Genomic DNA, 17,764 nt, shown 5'->3' on the forward strand with positions numbered 1-17,764 from the left:
GGCAGATGCTTTTTGTTATCTATTCGTAATTGTTTCCGGATTCATGTCATGATTCATTAATCGATGATATGCCATATCTTCAAACTTTGTGCCTTTTTTTCCGTAGTTTACGTAAGGATCAATGGAAATCCCGCCGCGTGGAGTAAATTTACCCCAGATTTCTAAATAACGGGGATCCATGAGTTCTACTAAGTCATTCACTATCGTGTTTATTGCATCTTCATGAAATCCGCCGTGGTTTCGATAGCTGAACAAATAAAGCTTCAGCGATTTGCTTTCCACCATTTTAATATCAGGTATATAGCTGATATAAAGCGTTGCAAAATCGGGCTGCCCGGTCATTGGGCAGAGAGTGGTGAATTCCGGGCAGTTAAATTTCACGAAGTAATCTCTGCCGGGATGATTATTCTCAAACGTTTCCAGCAGAGCAGGATCGTATTCAAACTGCTGTCCCTCCTGCTGCTGGTTTCCCAATAATGTTAAATCATCCATTCCTGTCTTTCGTTCAGACAAAATAACCTCTCCTTATCTAATGGCCTATACGCCTTGTTTATTTCCCCATAGTAGAGTATGCAGCTGTGGAAGTACTTTAACATTATTCCATCTCGCATCACCCATCGTCTGATTAATCAGCCACTCGTATCGTCCCAGCAGATGATCTCTCAGCATGTCAGGTTCTTTTTCTTCCAGGTCATCGTTACCCACCTGCAAAAACATAGGAGCGTCCGGATAACGTGTGTGCACTTCATCCGCATAGCTCAAATCGTCTTCATTGAATATAACAATTTTTAAGCTGAATGTTTGGTTTGTTCTTTCCTGAAGCCGGTGTATATAATAATCCAGCTTCTCCCAGTCTGTTTTCATTAAAGAGCTGGGCGGCTTTGGTGATATCGTCACTTCATCGATAGCCATCATCCATTCTGCCCATATGCTCCCCTGAGTTTCCACTGCTGTCTGCATGTTTTTTTTCTGTAGTTCTTCCACCAGGGATTGAATCCCTGGATGAATCGCGGGATTTCCCCCGGAAATTGTTACATGGGTAAAAAGATTCGATCCCTTTTCATAAAGCTTATCTACAATCAATGCAGCATCCATAGCTTCCGCCTTCTGCGAGCCATCCCATGTAAACGCAGAATCGCACCAGCTGCATCTGTAATCGCAGCCGCCTGTGCGGACAAACATCGTTTTCTGCCCGATAACCATGCCTTCTCCCTGTATAGTCGGGCCGAATATTTCCAAAACCGGTATCTTTTTCATATAATGAAATCTTCTTTCTTCGGCCGGAATACGACGTAGCTCGTTGGCGTTTCTCTTACGAGAAGCTGGATACATTTAGGCTGGTTGGGAAGCTGGTTCAGTTCTGTTTGAATAAGCTTCCAAAACCGGCCGGCGATTACTTCTGTTGTTGGAAATGACCAGCTGTCTTCTTTATCAGAGAATAATTCATGATCGTTTAACAGCGTATGGTCAAACGGACGGTGAATTAACGATTTCAGTATTTTGAAATCAATCAAAAATCCGCTGCTGTCTAGTTGATCTCCAGCAACGGTAATGTTTATTACGTAGGTATGCCCATGTATATCCTGACACTTCCCAGCCGCTTCACTTGGAATAAAATGAGCAGCGGCCAGATGCATGTCTTTATTCAGTTCATATCGGTACTCATGCGGTACCTGAGGATAAAATTGATGAAGCATTATAACTCCCGTTCCTTTTCTCTCCTATATTGGTCGAGTCCTGCTCGCCGAAGTTTACAGGCAGGGCATTCTCCACACCCTTGTCCACGTATGCCATGATAACACGTCAGTGTGTTATCACGCACATAATTTAACTGCCCCAGATCATCTGCAAGCTTCCAGGTTTCTTTTTTGTCCAGCCACATAAGCGGTGTATGGATAACAAAGTCTTTACCTATACCTAAATTCAAAGAGACATTTAACGATTTTACAAATGCGTCCCGGCAGTCTGGATACCCGCTGTAATCCGTTTCACATACGCCGGTCACTATATGTTTGGCTCCCTTTTGAGAGGCGACAATAGCTGCAAAGGAAAAGAAGAGCAGGTTTCTGCCCTCTACAAAAGTAGATGGAAGCTCTCCGTCTTCTCCTGCCTTCACTTCTATAGAGTCTCTCGTAAGTGCATTGGGAGCAAGCTGATTCAATAATGTCATATCAAGTATATGATGTTCAATATTCAAGTCATCTGCAATGTCAGAAGCTGCTTTCAGCTCCTCAGAGTGACGTTGGCCATAATCAAACGTAACCGCAATCACTTCTTTGAATTGTTCAAGAGCCCAAAAAAGGCAGGTCGTGCTGTCCTGTCCGCCGCTGAAAACGATAACGGCACTTTCATTTTTTAAACTCAATGTCTTTTCACTTCCTATTTTGTTTAGGCTGATTATTTGTTCATTATATCACGACTGCCTTTACGCAGACATTAGGTACTCGCCCTGCCGTTTTACGGCTGCTTTCTTTCTTTATCCAAATAAACCTGGCTCCCGACAGCTTTACGCTGTCCCTGGTATTTGCCGTTATAAGGTACTCCTGCTTCCTGATCCATAGAGGCAAACACAAGCTGGGCGATTCGGCGGCCGGACTGCAGAATAATAGGCAGGCGGTTGGCGTTGTACAACTCAAGCGTAATTTCCCCTTCAAAGCCGGGGTCCACCCAGCCTGCATTTTGAATAAACAGGCCCATTCTTCCAATGGAACTTCTGCCTTCTACAAAAGCAGTTAAATGATTGGGAAGTTTTATGTATTCATGCGTTGTTGCCAGCAGAAAAGAGTGCGGAGGGATAATCACTTCATCGCTTTCAAATTCCACATATTTTGCAGGTTCATTCAGGTTGATGGAAGCAATTGCATTTTCATCAATTTTTAAATAATGATGGCCCAGGCGGATATCTACTGAAGCCGGCTGGATTTGTTCCTCACTGCATGGTTCAATTGTTAATTCTTTATTCTTCATCATTTCACGGATCGTTATATCAGATAGTATCAATTCATACGCCACCTTTTCATTTCCTCTTCTTTATTGAGTATAGTAAAACTAGAGGCCTAATGCCAGTATAATTCCTGAACCCGCCGAAAAGAAAATAAGATTTACCGGGCCACAAAAAAAGCCGCTTCCTAAGAAGCGGCTTTTCTAATTAAATTTAAAATCCAGTTCCAGCTCGTATCCCTGCTCCTGAATGATTTTTCCGTGTTCATACTCGTGAATCAATTCATTGTACTGGTCAGTGAGTATCTTAAACTGGCCGGCGTCTTTTTGATCAAGCGAATCGTCAATTAACCTGCGCAGCCTTTCATAGTTGGAGTCAAACAGAGCATATTCGAGTGTCATTTGCGCGTATAATGACTGAAGCACCTGCCTGGATGGTCTTCTGCCATACTTTGCAGATTTCACTTTTTTCATAAAATGCTGTTCGTGAGTTGGATGTAACATCTTTCTCAAACCCCCTATCCTTTTATCTGGATTATCGGCTTCTTATATAATAACAAAGGCTGGTTTCCGTCGTGAGTTAAGTAGCAGTTGATGATACTCATTTATACCCACCTTTTCGATAGAATAAACGTTTGCATCTGCTTTCTTTTAAGTAAAAAAGAGTGACTGTCAATTTTTTGTATGCGCTTTCCTACATTATACATGATAACGTTAAAACTCAAAAGGGGGTAGAAGGTTATTTATTTTATGTATTTTGATTTTTCCGATATTATTAATCTTTCCAGGGAATTCAGAGTTTACGGAACAAAGGAAAAATTAATGCTGTTTATTGACAAAGGAATACGGCAAGAGTACATTACATATAGAATTGACGCAGACAGCTCAGCTGCTGCTTACCAGATACCTATCAGCATAAACGGGGAGAGAGCTAATATTGAAGAAACAATTTGCTATTATTGGATTGGGGAGATTTGGCGTAAGCGTCAGCACAGAGTTATTTAAACTCGGCCACGAAGTGCTGGCTGTAGATATCAACTCGTCCAAGGTAAATGAAATCACCAATTGTTCCACGCACAGTGCCGTGGCAGACGGCACTGATGAAAAAGCACTGCGAAAGCTCGGCATTGCTAATTTCGATCATGTTATTGTCGCTATCGGAGACAATATTCAGGCCAGTATTCTATGTACGCTGTTATTAAAAGAAATGGGTGTTAAATCCGTATGGGCAAAAGCACAGAACTACTATCATCATAAAGTACTGGATAAAATCGGTGCGGACAAAATCATTCATCCAGAGCATGACATGGGCCATCGAATTGCCCAGCATCTCGTATCAGATAAAGTAATTGATTATATTGAGCTCTCTGCAGATTATTCCATTGTTGAAATCACCGCTCCAAAGTCAATGCATAACAAAACGCTGCTGGATTTGGATATTCGTGCTAAATACGGAGTAACCATTTTAGGAATTAAACGCAGAAAACAAATCAATATCTCTCCACTTGCAGAAGACGATATATTAGCCGGCGATATTCTTATTGTGATCGGCCAGAAAAACGATTTAAAGCGCTTTGAAGACACCAACTAGCAAGTATATAAATAATAATCCCTGCTGCAGACGAGCTGCGCATTCAGAGAAACAGCCTTGATTCTTGTTAAGGCAAAAAGATTTTTCTGTTTCTTACTTTATGGTACTATTGGAGTTACCAGCAAAAAGAACGGGGGATATTCATGCGCTTAACTTCATATACAGATTACTCATTGCGTACTCTGATGTATCTAGCAACGGTCGACAGAGAAAAACTGACCAGCATTAAAGAAATATCCAAAGCATATTCTATTTCTTATAATCATTTAACTAAAGTGGGCCATGAATTATCAAAGCTGCATTTAATTGAAACAGTCAAAGGCCGGAACGGTGGAATACGCTTATCCGCTGAGCCTGATGAAATTAATATCGGCTGGGTCGTCAGACAGACGGAGGATAACTTTCACATGGTCGAGTGCTTTTCCTCTGAAAATACCTGCCTTCTCGCTGGAGGCTGTGAACTTCAGTCTGCGTTGCGGGAAGCTCTTACAGCTTATCTCGCTGTGCTTGATCAATATACGCTGGAAGACGTTACAGCAAACAACACCCGTCTTTTTTCTTTATTTCAAACGGCACTTCATACGTAATCCATCCACACCCCGCTATTGTATGGAAACTATTAAAAAAACGCCCAGCCGATCCAAGGCTGGGCGTTTTTCAGGCGTATCTTTTATAGCGGAGACTTTTGCCATTTTCAACAGAATGTACATTTACGAATCGGCGCTTTTCACCGGCAGCAGTCATCATTGCTTCAGCTGCACGAGCAATACGCTCGAGTTCTGTATAATTGTTTTCAAACACATACAATGTCCGTTCATGCGAATTCTGGACGATCGGTATGGAGAATCCCTCTCTATCTCCGGATGTCCGGTACATCAGCCACCCTTCCAGCCTGCCCTCTTCTTTCTCTAAAAGCGGAAGCAGCGTACCGGACGTATGGGCCATCCATAAGTAATAGGAGGCGTGGTAATGAAACCACTGCGGGGAAACCATCTGCTGCCAGTATCCTTTGTATTTGCCGAGCAAAAATGATGGCGTTCTTTCCTGAGCAGAGGCAGATAGGGAGGAGACGATCATTTCGTTCATCATTTCCTGTACCGTATATTTCCAGGGCTCGATATTCGACGCGGTCTCCCGCTGATTCTTTTCATATGAGAAACCAAATGGTCCTTCCATCCTCTTCCATCCTTTCTCCATTACCATCCTGATTATTTATATCCTATTTTAACGTATATGCCGCTGTTCTATCTACATGTATTGAAGAAAAGATGTAGCTATTGTGAAATAAATCAGCAGGCTGATAATATCATTTAACGTCGTGATGAACGGGCCGGATGCGATAGCCGGATCTAAATTCATTTTATTAATAATAAGGGGGATCGTCATTCCAATGACACTGGCCGTTCCGAGTGATAAGACGATGGACCCGCCGACGATCAATCCAAGCGTATAATCATTATAAAACGTACCAATCAATACTAAAATAGCAAGGCCTGATACGCCGCCAATAAGAAGACCTGTCGCGAACTCCCTCCAAATGGTGCGGATCAGTCCTTTTTTATGAGAAGTTCCAATGGCAAGTGACCTTACAGATACTGCCAGTGACTGCGTTCCTGTATTTCCGGCAGATCCCATAATAAGGGGGATAAAAGCCGCAAGCAGTACTACTGTTTCCAATGTACTCTCAAAACGGTTGATTACTTCAGCCGTTCCCAGTCCGAAAAACATAAGCAGAATAATCCAGGGCGTCCTCATTTTTGCTGCCTGATAAGAAGTAATGTTAATATCTGTGGAACCTCTGGAGGCCGTTATTTCCCCAAAATCTTCTGTTGCTTCCTCTTCGAGTACGTCCAGTGCATCATCGACTGTAATAATTCCTACCAGCGTGTTGTCATCCGTGATCACAGGGGCTGCCAGAAAATCATATCGTTGAATCAGCTGGGCCGCTTCCTCCTGATCTGTTTTAACGTGGATCGACACAACTCTTGTGCTCATTATATTTTCAACCTGCTCTTCAGAGGAGGCAGTGATCAAATCACGTATCGATACTACACCGGCAAGGCGTCCATCTTCATCAACTACATACAAGTAATAAATCGTTTCTGCTTCCGGACCTTCTTTACGGAGAAGATCGATAACTTCCGCTACTGTAGAAGAGGATTTTAATGAAATAAATTCTTTTGTCATAATCGAACCTGCTGTCTCTTCATCGTACAGCAGAAGTTCCTGTACTTCCCTGGCCTCTTCTTTGTCCATTGAGCCAAGAATTTCCCGTACATTTGGCTGCTGTAGTTCCCCCAGGAAATCAGCTACGTCATCGGCAGACATATTATTGTACACATCAGCAGCATAATCTTTACTCAACTCGGGAGCCGCTTCTTTCTGCTCTTCAATATCCAGACTTTCGAATATTTCGGAAAATTCTTCTGGGCTTAAGTACTTATAAACGAGCCCACGTTGCTCCGGTTCCAGATTATTGAAAATTTCAGCCTGGTCAGTAGGATGAAAATCCAGAAATATCTCCCGGAATATGCTGATCTTTTCCTGCTCCAGCGCTTCTACAATTTTTTTGACATAGTCTTCTTTTGTTTCATCGTTCAGTTCAATCACAGAGCCTCCTCCTTTCCTATATACTGTTTTCTATTTTTTACACTTTTTCCGGAGATGCCTGTTTCATTGTAAAGCCCAGAAGGCCATTATACACGGCATGAGCTATAATCGGCGCCCACAACGTGCCAAATAATAGAAACAGTCCTCCCAGCAGCAGGCCTATGCATAAGACGACTGCATGAGCTGCTATGCTCCCTCTGTACTGGGGGATATGCACAAGCATAAACAAGACCGACACAATAAATAGTGCCGGCAGGCCCCCAATATATAAAGCCAGCACGCCTAAAAGCACTCCCCGGAACAAAAACTCTTCCGAGATACCTGCTCCTGCCGCAATAGTAGTCACTCCGTACTTTTTATGAAGAAGAGATTGAATTAGAGCGGTGTATTGATTGTCGGGAAGCTCTAGGGCGGTCCATTTATAAAGGGCGAGAAGTACACCGGCGCTGAGCAGACCTGCTCCTGTTCCTGCCAGAATTTCTGTACCAACATTTCCAATATCAAATAAAGAAACAATATAGGCACCGGAGGAAAATCCAAACAGAAAAAAGAGAACCGCATACCCAGCCAGTACAAACAGCAGAAAGCTGATCCATACATCTTTTAAGGAAATATCATGTGTCATAGGCGTCTTTCCTTTATGGTGTGAAATAGTTAAATTGATACTGCAGCATTTCCGGAATCACTCCGGCAATAGTTGGAGAGGTTTTGCCGCGTTTTTCCAGAAAGAAATCAAGAAACGTTTCTCCCGGAGTTTCCATAGAAGCCATATTTTCTTCTATCATTTCTTCCTGACCGGGAAGGGCTTCTACCTCGCGTACAAATATCTGTCTGTTCTCTTCATCCAAAACCGTTAAAAATCCTCCTTCTTTCACCAGTACCTCTACGCGGGCGTCTTTTCTGACCTGATATTCAAGGAAAGGAATATCATATTCTATGCCATCTTCTGCTTCCATGACTCCATTTTCTATTTCACGCTCTTCGAATGCTGTAAACCCTTCATTTAAAAGAGCCGTCGTGTCTGCATCCGCATTCGTACTGCCATCAGCGTTCAGGACTACAGCAATTAATTCCTGCCCGTCTTTTTCTGCCGTTGTTACGAGGGTATTTCCTGCGGCTCTTACAAAACCATTTTTTCCTCCTGTTACATTTTCATTGCTGAAAAGAAGGCGGTGGTGGTTTACAATCGTTGTGTCCCACCCTTCGCTGTTCCAGGCAAACTCTTTCGTCTCAGAAAGCTCCTGGAATTCCTCATTTTCCATCGCATACTTTGTGATTTCCGCCATATCGGAAGCGGTAGTATAGTGATCCGGATGATGAAGGCCGTGTGGATTTTTAAAAGAAGTATCTTCTATTCCTGTTTTTTCTTTAAGGTAAGACGTCATCTCTTCTGCAAATGCTTCATCGGAGCCGGAATAATGTTCAGCAATCGCAGATCCTGCGTCATTGCCGGAATTGATCAGCATTCCTTTTACCAGCTGGTCTATTGAAAGGGTTTCTCCTTCCACCAGATACACCGAGGTTCCTTCTACTTCTGTCGTTTCTCTGCTGATCGTTGTGTTTTCTTCTACATTTCCAGTTTCGAGCGTCATTATAGCAGAGGCAATCTTCGTAATGGAAGCCGGGTACATGCGTTTGTCTGCATCTTTGTCAAACAAAATCTGTCCGGTTTCTCCATCCATCAGCACAGCAGTTTCACTGTTCAGATGATTGATCCGGTCTTCGTCTTCAGCTGCGGCCAGGCCGGGAAAATGCAGCAGAACGAGCATCGCTGTGATTATGATAAACAGTTTGTTCAACGGTCTTTTTTGTGTATTAATGCTGTTTCGCTCCCTTCAGCCGGTACTTCGTATCGTTTGCCTGCAGTCTTTTTTTCAGGCTACTTTCTAATATACCATCATAACGGTATTTCCGCTCCATTTGATATGTGTTCCGCTCGTTTTTACTGTTCTAAATAAAAAGCCCGGCCAGAAGATACACTCTCTCAGGCCGGTTCGATTTGTTCCATATACTCTCTAATTGTTTCTTCGGTCATGGAACCTGTAATAATATCCTGCACCACTCCATTTTCATCTATAAGAAAAGTGGAGGGGAGCGGTCCTATTCCATAACTGTCCACCACATTGCGGTTTTTATCCAGCACAATAGGAAAGCTTAGTTGATGCCTGTCTGAAAATCGCGATACAACCAGCTCTGTTTCCGCTACGTTTACTGCCAGCACTTCCACTCCGCGGTCCTCAAAAGCCTGGTGCTGATTCTCCATATAAGGCATTTCTCTTTCACACGGCGGACAGTAGGTACCCCAGAAGTTTAAAAAGACTCCCTTGCCTCTGTAGTCTTCCAGCTGCACCTGTTCTCCGTCCATATTAGTAAGCTGGAAATTAGGAGCGGTTTCTCCTGCAGTCACTGCCGTTTGTTCGTCACTCATAAAGTTGGTGTAAAAAACATAACCCAGCACCACTGCCAGAACACTGAGTATGGAAAGCCGCATCAGAAAACGGCGCTTTTTTTTATTCATATGTATCTCCCCTATTTAAAAGTGCTTCTTTTCTCTTTAGTTTCTCATGAAGGAACAGAGTTATTCAAGTCCTCCTGTCCGTTTATTGAAACCGTTTTAAAAAAAGCCGGAAAATCTCCGGCTTTTTAAATAGACCGGAGAGCTTTATTAATTTCTGTCTCTCCATTTACTACATCAAACGCCTTATAAAAGGTGGCCTCATTTTGAATACTCTGCGCCAGCACTTCTGCTATGTCCGCTCTTGTCACTTCCCCCGAATCATCCAGAGCGGAATCTGTGCTGATTCTGCCGGAAGGCGTATGATCAGTCAGTCTGCCGGGCCTTACAATCGTGTAATTAAGATCGCTGTGCTGTAAATATTCATCTGCAAGCTTCTTGGCTACAAAATAGTGTTTCATATTGTCCGGTCCTTCGTCCGGATTGACTGAACGCATCGATCCAACCATCAGAAAACGGTGGGCTCCATGTTCTTTGGCAGCGTCTATCGCTTTTCTTGCTCCCCACAGGTCAATTAGTATCGTTTTGTCCGCACCTGTGTGGCCTCCCGACCCCGCCGCAAATACAACAGCTTCCTGTGCCTCAAACACTGCGGATATATTGCCTTCCAGATTGGAGACAATCGTTTCATCCGCCCCTAATTCTTTAAGCTCTGCTGCCTGCTCTTCTTTTCTAATCATTGCTGTAATATGATATTTCTCCTCTTCGGCAAGTTTCTTAATCAGCTGCCTTGCAATTTTGCCATTTGCCCCTACGATCAAAATATTCATGCAACCTCGCCCCTTTTCTTTTAAGTATAAAACGCTCTTTAGGTTCTGTACAGGTAAAGAAGCTGCCTTTTAAAGAGGCAGCTTCTTTAATCGAACATATACGATTTGGAGTGGTAGCGGATGCTCATAATCATCCCGAGTGCAAACATGGTTGCAATAACGGAGCTGCCTCCATAGCTTAACAGAGGGAGCGTGAAGCCCGTGACAGGAAGCAGTCCGAGGCTCATCCCGATGTTCTGGAAAATCTGAAAGGCAAGCATACCGATAAACCCGGCGCACAGGTATTTACCAAACGCATGATTGGAGCGGAAAGCGATCATTAAAATTTGATACAAAAGTACAAAGTATAAAGTAATCACCATAGCTCCACCGAGAAAGCCATGCATAGAACCGATAACTGCAAAAATAAAATCGGTATGCGCCTCCGGGATGTAAATGGAATCATCCGTTGTTCCGAGCAGCTGCCCCGCACCAATGGCCGTTAATGCCCTCACTGTCTGAAAACCTTCATCTGCATATTCAAACGGGTTCAGCCAGCCGTTAATACGGTTCACCTGATATTGATCCATGAGAGCAAATAACGTAGCATCGAGAACAGCAGGTATTTGAAAGAATAAAAAGATAAATACAGCAAATCCTACTAGAGGAACGCCAATCAATACACTGACGATTTTATAGGAAATTCCTGAAACAACCATCAACGCAATAAAGATGGCTGCAATCAGCATGACGCTTCCCATATCCGGTTGTCTTGCCAGAAGAAGCACAACGGGAAGAATAGGCAGGATCATTTTTCCAAGCAGTTGAAAATCTGTTTTTAAAGAAGAGTTGTCTTTAAACCGCTGATTGTGCCGGTAGATAATAGCACTAAGCGTAATAATCAATATAATCCGCATCAGCTCAGATGGCTGAACCGACCCGATAACAGGCAGCGTAAACCAGCTGACGGCTCCATTGGTTAATGGTGCAATCATTTCATTAGGGCCGATAATATCCAGAGCCAGAAGCAGAAACAGACCAAACCCATAAAGAACCCAATGCATATTCAAGTAATATTCATAATCAAAATGAACAACAGCAAAAGCAACAGCAAAGGCCATAAGAAAAAATATTCCCTGTCTAATATAAAAATTAGTGTCATACTGGCCCATCTGCTGGGCAAAATAAATATAAAAACAACTAATGACTGCAAACAAAAACAGTACAAAAAACATGTTAATATCATACTGCTTTTCAGTTGAAGGATAATTTCCGTTCAATCTTCATCACCATATCCTTTTAAATTAATTATATTGCAGAACCGCTGATATATAATATACTCTTCTCTATACTAACAGTACAGCCTTTTCCATTTAAATGAATGTTTCAGTAAAGAAGGCAGGCGGCATCCGTACCAAACGCCGCTGTTTGTCACGCATGCCACTTGTATGAAAATGGAAGAAATGTGATTGTCCTGCGCATGATAACCGTGTACTATGAAATAAGAAAAGCTATACATAATCCAGGAGGAACTCTATGACTTCTTTGACTCCACGCTCCAATGAACGTATCGTATCGCTCGATATTATCCGCGGTTTCGCTCTTTTTGGAATTTTGTTAGCCAATATGGCTTTTTTTAAATCCCCGGCTTTGCAGCTGCAGAGTTTTCCGGGCACGGAGTCGCTGCTGCCTTTAAGCCGAATGGATGAGTGGTTCCAATTTCTTATAAACTGGCTGGTCGTCGGTAAGTTTTACCCAATGTTTTCTTTTTTATTCGGTCTCGGCGCCTATATTTTTTATACCCGCCTTGCAGAAAAAAGATTACAGCCTGTCCCTTATTTTCTCAGGCGGTTTGGCTTTTTATTAATACTCGGCCTCGTTCACCTTATTTTCATCTGGTCCGGTGACATCCTTCACACGTATGCCGTTGCTGGATTTCTCCTTCTTTATTTTCTGAAAGCCTCGGCTAAAACGCTTCTCGTATGGGGGATTTCCCTGATTGTTGTTTCTGCTGTCTTTTTAACCGCACTCCTTACGCTCAGTTATACTTTATCGGCTGATTATTTATCAAGCGGTGCTGCCGTGGAAAGGGCGCAGACCGATATTGCCGGCGCAGAAACCGTATACAGTACAGGAAGCTATTTGGAGCTATTAGGCTTTCGCATGGCCAATGAACTTCCTCTTATTCTCAGTAATATATTTTTTACCGTACCTTCTATTCTTGGCTTGTTTCTTATTGGGTTTTATTTCGCTAAAAAACAATTATTCCATAGCTCTCCGGCTGCCACGGGCTTTTGGAAAAAATTGTGTCTGGCCGGCCTGGGAGCCGGACTTCCTTTAACCTTTATGTATGCCTATCTTAACAGCTCTTATTCTTCTTTTCCTGCATGGACGACAGAGTCTTTTGGAGAAGGAATAAACTACATCGGAGGCCCGCTTTTAATGCTTGGCTATGTAGCAAGTATTGTACTGCTTGTGCGGAACGAATCATTTAAACGCCTGCTGTTTCCAATAGCCCTGGTCGGCCGGATGGCGCTGACGAACTATCTCCTGCAGTCTATTGTCTGTGCCTTTATCTTTTATGGATTCGGCCTGCAGCTATTCGGAACCGTTACTGTATCTACGGGAATTCTAATCGTTTTAATTATATACACAGCCCAGGTTATTTTAACATTCTTCTGGTTTCTGGCTTTCAGCCAGGGGCCTCTGGAAAACTTATGGAGACGCTGGGTCTACCGCTGATGCGGTTAATTCAAAGCGGGAGCCTTCAAAGGAGGGCTCCCGCTTTTTTATTATTTCTTTTTTTCTTTATACTCCGACTACTTTTTGAATGGCTTCCATTACGCGGTCCGCCTGAAATGGCTTCACGATAAAATCTTTAGCGCCTGCCTGAATGGCATCAATAACCATCGACTGCTGTCCCATCGCAGAACACATAATAATGTTGGCGTCACTGTGTCTGCTTTTAATTTCTTTCAACGCCGTAATGCCATCTTTTTCAGGCATCGTAATATCCATTGTTACCAGATCCGGTTTCAGCTCTTCATACATATCAACGGCTTCCTGTCCGTTGGCGGCTTCTCCTACTACGTCAAATTGATTTTTTACTAAAATATCCTTTATCATCATTCTCATAAAGGCGGCATCATCTACAACTAATACTGAAGACACATATATCCCTGCTTTCTTTTATTTAATTAATGGAGTAATCAGCTTATCCAAATCGAGCATTGTAATAAGCCGGCCTTCTATCATAATCACGCCATCTACGTATTCATTTTTTCTATGTCCCGAAGATTCCGGAGAAGCTTCCATGCTGCTTAAATCGATATCCATAACATCGTTAGCCCCGTCTACAATAAGCCCTGCTTCATATTCTTCCCGGACCAGCACGAGGATTCGGGTATGTTCATCCATTTCTTTAGCATCCAGCTGAAAAAGAGTTCTTACTTCAATCACAGGAGTAATAATACCGCGCAGGTTCATAACACCAACTATCGAAGGTGAAGCTCCGGGAATCCGGGTAATATTCTTTACCTTTTCAATCGATTGAATTCTGCGGACATCAATGGCAAATTCTTCTTCGTTCAGCTGAAATACGATTACTTTTGTTAATACTGCTTCTTGTGTATGTTCCAATTGTTCTGATGCCATTATTTCCTCCTTACGCAATCAACGTATTTACATCCACTATTAACGCTACGTTTCCATCTCCTAAAATAGTCGCGCCTGAAATAGAGGCTATATCTGGAAGGAATGGGCCTAACGATTTTAGGACAATATCCTGCTTGCCTATTAAATGATCAACCATGACAGCTGCTATCTTATCGCCTTTATTGATGACTACAATGGAATGCTGGCTGTTTTCTTCGTGGGAGCCTGGAATGTTAAATACTTGATGCAGCGAAAGCAGCGGAATAATTCTGCCCCGGAAATCAATAACACGCTGGCCGTGGGAATGAAAAATATTGTCTTTCGTAATAATAGCCGTTTCTACAATCGAAGAAATCGGCACCGCATATTTTTCCGACCCTGCTTCCACGAGCATAACGTCCAGAATAGACAGTGTCAGCGGCAGCTGAATGGAAAACACAGATCCTTTTCCGTACTCGGAATCAACAGAAACAATCCCTCCAAGCGATTCAAACGTATTTCTTACTACATCGAGACCCACACCCCGTCCCGAAATATCGGTTACTTCGGCAGCTGTGCTGAACCCGGAGGCAAACAGCAGACCGTATATATCCTGATCTGACTTTTTTTCTATATCCTCTGCGTTAATAATCCCTTTTGACAGCGCTATGTCTATTACTTTTTGCTTGTTAATACCTGCCCCGTCGTCTTCCATTTCAATCATAACATGGTTGCCGCTGTGGTAAGCACGCAGCGTTACCCTGCCGGTCTCCGGCTTGCCTGCCTGCTTGCGGACATCCGGTGTTTCAATCCCGTGATCGAGTGAATTGCGCAGCAGGTGTACGAGAGGATCTCCAATTTCATCAATGATTGTGCGGTCAAGCTCTGTCTCTGCACCGATAATTTCGAGCTCAATTTTTTTGCCGAGTTCTTTGGAAAGAGACCGGACCATACGTGGAAAACGGTTGAAAACATGCTCTACCGGCATCATTCGCATTGTAAGTATAATCGTCTGCAGGTCACCGGATATACGGGACATGTGTTCTACTGCATCAGTCAGCTCACTGTGCTTTAGTTCTGCTGACAGCTGCTCGAGTCTTCCTCTATCAATCACCAGCTCTTCAAATAAATTCATCAGCTTATCCAGGCGATCAGTGTTTACCCGCACGGTTTTCACCGCTTCGGTCTGGCGCTGCGGAACTTCCGTTTTGTTGGGTACGTCCGGTGTCCCGCCGGCAGGCTTCTGCTCATGTTCACCAGGTGTTCTTGAAGACACCTCTGAATGTTGTTGTTCTTTCTTTACAACCTGCCCATGAACATTTGTCACTTCCGAGACATTGGCAATTTGGGACTGCAGGCTTTCGGGATCTTCTTTTGTAACGAGTGTTACCGTAAACTCGTTATCAAATGCCTCCGCTTCCAGATCAGCCATAGCCGGCTGGCAGTTAATTACTTCGCCGGCTTTTTCTACTATGCCAAACACCATAAATACGCGTGCTGCTTTCAGCATCGTCTGCTCATCGAGCGTTACGTTGAGACAGACTGCGTGGTATCCCTGTTCCTCGGACTCCTGAATCACTGCCCATTCGTACTGATCGTATTCGGGCACGGCCGGCGGCTTCAAGTAAGACGTTTCCGGAGTTGAAGTTGAAGTATCTTCGACAACATCTCCTGTAAGGAGGGCCTCCAGCTTTGACACTGTGGCTTGTACGTTTTTAGTACCGTCTCCACCGCTGGATATGTCATTAATCATATACTCCAGATCATCCACTGATTCAAATACAACATCCAGAATAAGCGGCGTCACTGTAAGCTGATCGTTTCTAATCTGATCCAGAACGTTCTCCATCTGGTGAGTTAAATGAGCCAGATCTTCAAAGCCCATGGTAGCTGCCATACCTTTAAGTGTATGGGCTGACCGGAAAATTTCACTGATGAGTTCTTTACTGCTGTTATTTTTTTCAAGCTCCAGCAGGTGTGTATTTACAGCCTGCAGATGCTCCTGGCTTTCTTCAATAAATAACGTTAAATACTCTTTATTATCCACAGCTTCTCCCTTCTCCACATCTTCTATTTCATTGCTGCTTATGGAGTCCTTCCTACTAACTATCGGCATTCTCTATAGATTATTTAAGTATTTCTACCTCCTGTCCGTAGAAAATTACAGTGAAAATAATTAAAAACGCACCTTCCCATGAAGGTGCGCCTTTATGCAGTGCTCTTTAATTCAGATCAAAATGCTGTCCGTTCTCTTCATAGACAATCCATTCGGCCAGGTTCGTGGCATAGTCTGCAATCCGTTCAATATATCTGCCGATAAATGCCAGTTGGGCGATATTTTCTATTTCGTTCTGCTCAATCGACATCGCAAAAAGTCCGCGTACAAACGTTTTGTATTTGGCATCCACTTTATCATCCATGACTGCAATCTGCTGGGCTGTCATTAAATCTTTATGCTTGTAGGCAGACAGCGCCTGATCCAGCATAGAAATTGCAATAGAAGCCATTTCACGCATTTCTTCTATCTTCTGCTCCGGCTGTAAGACACTCATCCGTCTGGAGGCTTTTATAATATCAATCGTAAGATCTCCGACTCGTTCCAAATCACTCGATATTTTCAAAGCTACGATCGTTGTTCTTAAATCTGTAGCTACCGGCTGCTGCCGGGCAATCATAAGCGTCGCTTTATCGTGGATCTCCAGCTCTTTTTTATTAATGACTTTGTCATAATCTATAATATCCTGCAGCAGATGACCCTTCCCTTTATCCAGAAGCTCCATAGTACGTTCAAACGTTTGGATAACTTCCTTGCCAAGGTTAAATACTTCATCCTGCAGGGAAGCCAGTTCTTGTTCGTACGTACCTCTTACACTCATCAGCTTTTCCTCCGTTCTTATCCGAAACGCCCGGATACATAATCTTCGGTCCGCTGATCCTGAGGAGAAGAGAAAATATTAGCGGTATCATCGTATTCCACGACTTCCCCATTTAAGAAAAAGGCGGTCCGGTCCGAAATTCTACCTGCCTGCTGCATATTGTGAGTCACAATAATGATGCTGTACTTCTTCTTTAATTCCTGAACAAGCTCTTCTATTTTTAATGTAGAAATAGGGTCCAGAGCAGAAGTCGGCTCGTCCATTAACAACACGTCTGGTTCAATGGCCAGGCAGCGTGCGATGCAGAGTCTCTGCTGCTGTCCGCCTGAAAGGCCAAACGCATTTTCTTTCAGCCTGTCTTTTACTTCATCCCATAAAGCAGCATCTTTTAAACTTCTCTCTACGATTTCATCAAGGACTTTCTTGTCTTTAATCCCGTGAATTCTCGGGCCGTACACCACATTTTCATAAATGGATTTTGGAAATGGATTCGGCTTTTGAAATACCATTCCTACTTTGGTTCTTAATTTTTCGACGCTGAATTTCTTGTTAAAAATATTGTTATCACGGTAGTAAACCTCACCTGATGTTTTTACAATCGGCACCATTTCTGTCAGACGGTTCAACGTTTTAATAAATGTTGATTTTCCGCAGCCGGAAGGTCCGATAATTGCGGTTACTGTTTTTTCGGGAATGTCGAGCGTGATATCTTTCAGTGCCTGATCTTTTCCATACCAGAGATTTAACTTATCAACTTTATAAACACTGCTTGTTTCTTTTTTCATCTGATTGGTTGAACGATTATCCTCAGTCTGAATCATAGTATCCCTCTTTTTTTCAGATTGCATTG

General features: G+C 43.1%; 21 protein-coding genes. 3 read left to right on the forward strand and 18 right to left on the reverse strand.

All coding sequences use genetic code 11. The annotated features are described in order from the left end of the window. Positions 1-15: 15 nt before the first annotated feature. The 6 genes from queF to AC5W14_RS02460 all read right to left on the reverse strand — a co-directional run bounded on the left by queF (position 16) and on the right by AC5W14_RS02460 (position 3,444). Positions 16-492 carry a preQ(1) synthase gene (queF, locus tag AC5W14_RS02435; protein ID WP_496059653.1) on the reverse strand — a complete coding sequence of 159 codons (477 nt, stop codon included), beginning with the start codon at positions 490-492 and terminating at the stop codon, positions 16-18. Between the two features lie 45 nt (positions 493-537). Continuing rightward, positions 538-1,257 carry a 7-carboxy-7-deazaguanine synthase QueE gene (queE, locus tag AC5W14_RS02440; protein ID WP_496059190.1) on the reverse strand — a complete coding sequence of 240 codons (720 nt, stop codon included), beginning with the start codon at positions 1,255-1,257 and terminating at the stop codon, positions 538-540. Beyond that, the gene (locus AC5W14_RS02445; protein WP_496193616.1) at positions 1,254-1,697 is read right to left on the reverse strand and encodes a 6-pyruvoyl trahydropterin synthase family protein; all 444 of its coding nucleotides are present in this window, start codon (positions 1,695-1,697) and stop codon (positions 1,254-1,256) included. The genes queE and AC5W14_RS02445 overlap by 4 nt, the downstream gene beginning before the upstream one ends. Beyond that, a complete protein-coding gene (gene queC, locus AC5W14_RS02450) occupies positions 1,697-2,365 on the reverse strand; it encodes a 7-cyano-7-deazaguanine synthase QueC (protein ID WP_496059188.1) in 669 nt (222 codons plus the stop codon). The genes AC5W14_RS02445 and queC overlap by 1 nt, the downstream gene beginning before the upstream one ends. Positions 2,366-2,457: 92 nt before the next feature. Then, positions 2,458-3,000: a dCTP deaminase gene (gene dcd, locus AC5W14_RS02455; RefSeq protein WP_496059187.1), complete on the reverse strand. Its 543-nt coding sequence runs from the start codon at positions 2,998-3,000 to the stop codon at positions 2,458-2,460. A 144-nt stretch (positions 3,001-3,144) separates the two neighbouring features. Next, the gene (locus tag AC5W14_RS02460; RefSeq protein ID WP_496059186.1) at positions 3,145-3,444 is read right to left on the reverse strand and encodes an IDEAL domain-containing protein; all 300 of its coding nucleotides are present in this window, start codon (positions 3,442-3,444) and stop codon (positions 3,145-3,147) included. Positions 3,445-3,877: 433 nt separating this feature from the next. On the opposite strand from AC5W14_RS02460, the gene AC5W14_RS02465 reads away from it, so the two are divergent. Both AC5W14_RS02465 and AC5W14_RS02470 read left to right on the forward strand, forming a co-directional pair. Then, on the forward strand, positions 3,878-4,531 hold the full coding sequence (locus AC5W14_RS02465) for a potassium channel family protein (RefSeq protein WP_496059185.1): 654 nt from the start codon (positions 3,878-3,880) through the stop codon (positions 4,529-4,531). A 143-nt stretch (positions 4,532-4,674) separates the two neighbouring features. After that, positions 4,675-5,118 carry an RrF2 family transcriptional regulator gene (locus AC5W14_RS02470; protein WP_496059184.1) on the forward strand — a complete coding sequence of 148 codons (444 nt, stop codon included), beginning with the start codon at positions 4,675-4,677 and terminating at the stop codon, positions 5,116-5,118. A 70-nt stretch (positions 5,119-5,188) separates the two neighbouring features. On the opposite strand, the gene AC5W14_RS02475 is transcribed toward AC5W14_RS02470, so the two are convergent. The 7 genes from AC5W14_RS02475 to AC5W14_RS02505 all read right to left on the reverse strand — a co-directional run bounded on the left by AC5W14_RS02475 (position 5,189) and on the right by AC5W14_RS02505 (position 11,640). Beyond that, a complete protein-coding gene (locus AC5W14_RS02475) occupies positions 5,189-5,707 on the reverse strand; it encodes a hypothetical protein (protein WP_496059183.1) in 519 nt (172 codons plus the stop codon). A gap of 72 nt (positions 5,708-5,779) precedes the next feature. After that, positions 5,780-7,141, reverse strand: coding sequence for a magnesium transporter (gene mgtE, locus AC5W14_RS02480; protein ID WP_496059182.1), 1,362 nt, complete (start codon positions 7,139-7,141; stop codon positions 5,780-5,782). 37 nt (positions 7,142-7,178) lie between these two features. Beyond that, positions 7,179-7,766, reverse strand: a complete 588-nt coding sequence (locus tag AC5W14_RS02485) for a CPBP family intramembrane glutamic endopeptidase (RefSeq protein WP_496059181.1) — start codon at positions 7,764-7,766, stop codon at positions 7,179-7,181. A gap of 13 nt (positions 7,767-7,779) precedes the next feature. After that, entirely contained in the window at positions 7,780-8,940 is a 1,161-nt protein-coding gene (locus AC5W14_RS02490; protein ID WP_496193617.1) for a D-alanyl-D-alanine carboxypeptidase family protein, read from the reverse strand. A 185-nt stretch (positions 8,941-9,125) separates the two neighbouring features. After that, entirely contained in the window at positions 9,126-9,659 is a 534-nt protein-coding gene (gene resA, locus AC5W14_RS02495) for a thiol-disulfide oxidoreductase ResA (RefSeq protein ID WP_496059179.1), read from the reverse strand. Positions 9,660-9,784: 125 nt separating this feature from the next. Then, on the reverse strand, positions 9,785-10,426 hold the full coding sequence (locus tag AC5W14_RS02500) for an SDR family oxidoreductase (RefSeq protein ID WP_496059178.1): 642 nt from the start codon (positions 10,424-10,426) through the stop codon (positions 9,785-9,787). Positions 10,427-10,512: 86 nt separating this feature from the next. Next, the gene (locus AC5W14_RS02505; protein WP_496193618.1) at positions 10,513-11,640 is read right to left on the reverse strand and encodes an FtsW/RodA/SpoVE family cell cycle protein; all 1,128 of its coding nucleotides are present in this window, start codon (positions 11,638-11,640) and stop codon (positions 10,513-10,515) included. A gap of 301 nt (positions 11,641-11,941) precedes the next feature. On the opposite strand from AC5W14_RS02505, the gene AC5W14_RS02510 reads away from it, so the two are divergent. Beyond that, positions 11,942-13,147, forward strand: coding sequence for a DUF418 domain-containing protein (locus tag AC5W14_RS02510; RefSeq protein ID WP_496193619.1), 1,206 nt, complete (start codon positions 11,942-11,944; stop codon positions 13,145-13,147). 66 nt (positions 13,148-13,213) lie between these two features. Here AC5W14_RS02510 and AC5W14_RS02515 read toward each other — a convergent pair whose 3' ends face one another. The 5 genes from AC5W14_RS02515 to pstB form a co-directional block, all read right to left on the reverse strand. Beyond that, a complete protein-coding gene (locus AC5W14_RS02515) occupies positions 13,214-13,576 on the reverse strand; it encodes a response regulator (protein WP_496059175.1) in 363 nt (120 codons plus the stop codon). Positions 13,577-13,594: 18 nt separating this feature from the next. After that, the gene (locus tag AC5W14_RS02520; RefSeq protein ID WP_496059174.1) at positions 13,595-14,059 is read right to left on the reverse strand and encodes a chemotaxis protein CheW; all 465 of its coding nucleotides are present in this window, start codon (positions 14,057-14,059) and stop codon (positions 13,595-13,597) included. A gap of 10 nt (positions 14,060-14,069) precedes the next feature. Beyond that, positions 14,070-16,085: a chemotaxis protein CheW gene (locus AC5W14_RS02525; RefSeq protein ID WP_496193688.1), complete on the reverse strand. Its 2,016-nt coding sequence runs from the start codon at positions 16,083-16,085 to the stop codon at positions 14,070-14,072. A gap of 175 nt (positions 16,086-16,260) precedes the next feature. Further along, positions 16,261-16,914, reverse strand: coding sequence for a phosphate signaling complex protein PhoU (gene phoU / locus AC5W14_RS02530; protein WP_496059173.1), 654 nt, complete (start codon positions 16,912-16,914; stop codon positions 16,261-16,263). Between the two features lie 17 nt (positions 16,915-16,931). Beyond that, positions 16,932-17,699 carry a phosphate ABC transporter ATP-binding protein PstB gene (pstB, locus tag AC5W14_RS02535; RefSeq protein WP_496059651.1) on the reverse strand — a complete coding sequence of 256 codons (768 nt, stop codon included), beginning with the start codon at positions 17,697-17,699 and terminating at the stop codon, positions 16,932-16,934. Positions 17,700-17,764: the final 65 nt, after the last annotated feature.

Source organism: Sinobaca sp. TMA16-18, from assembly GCF_059510535.1.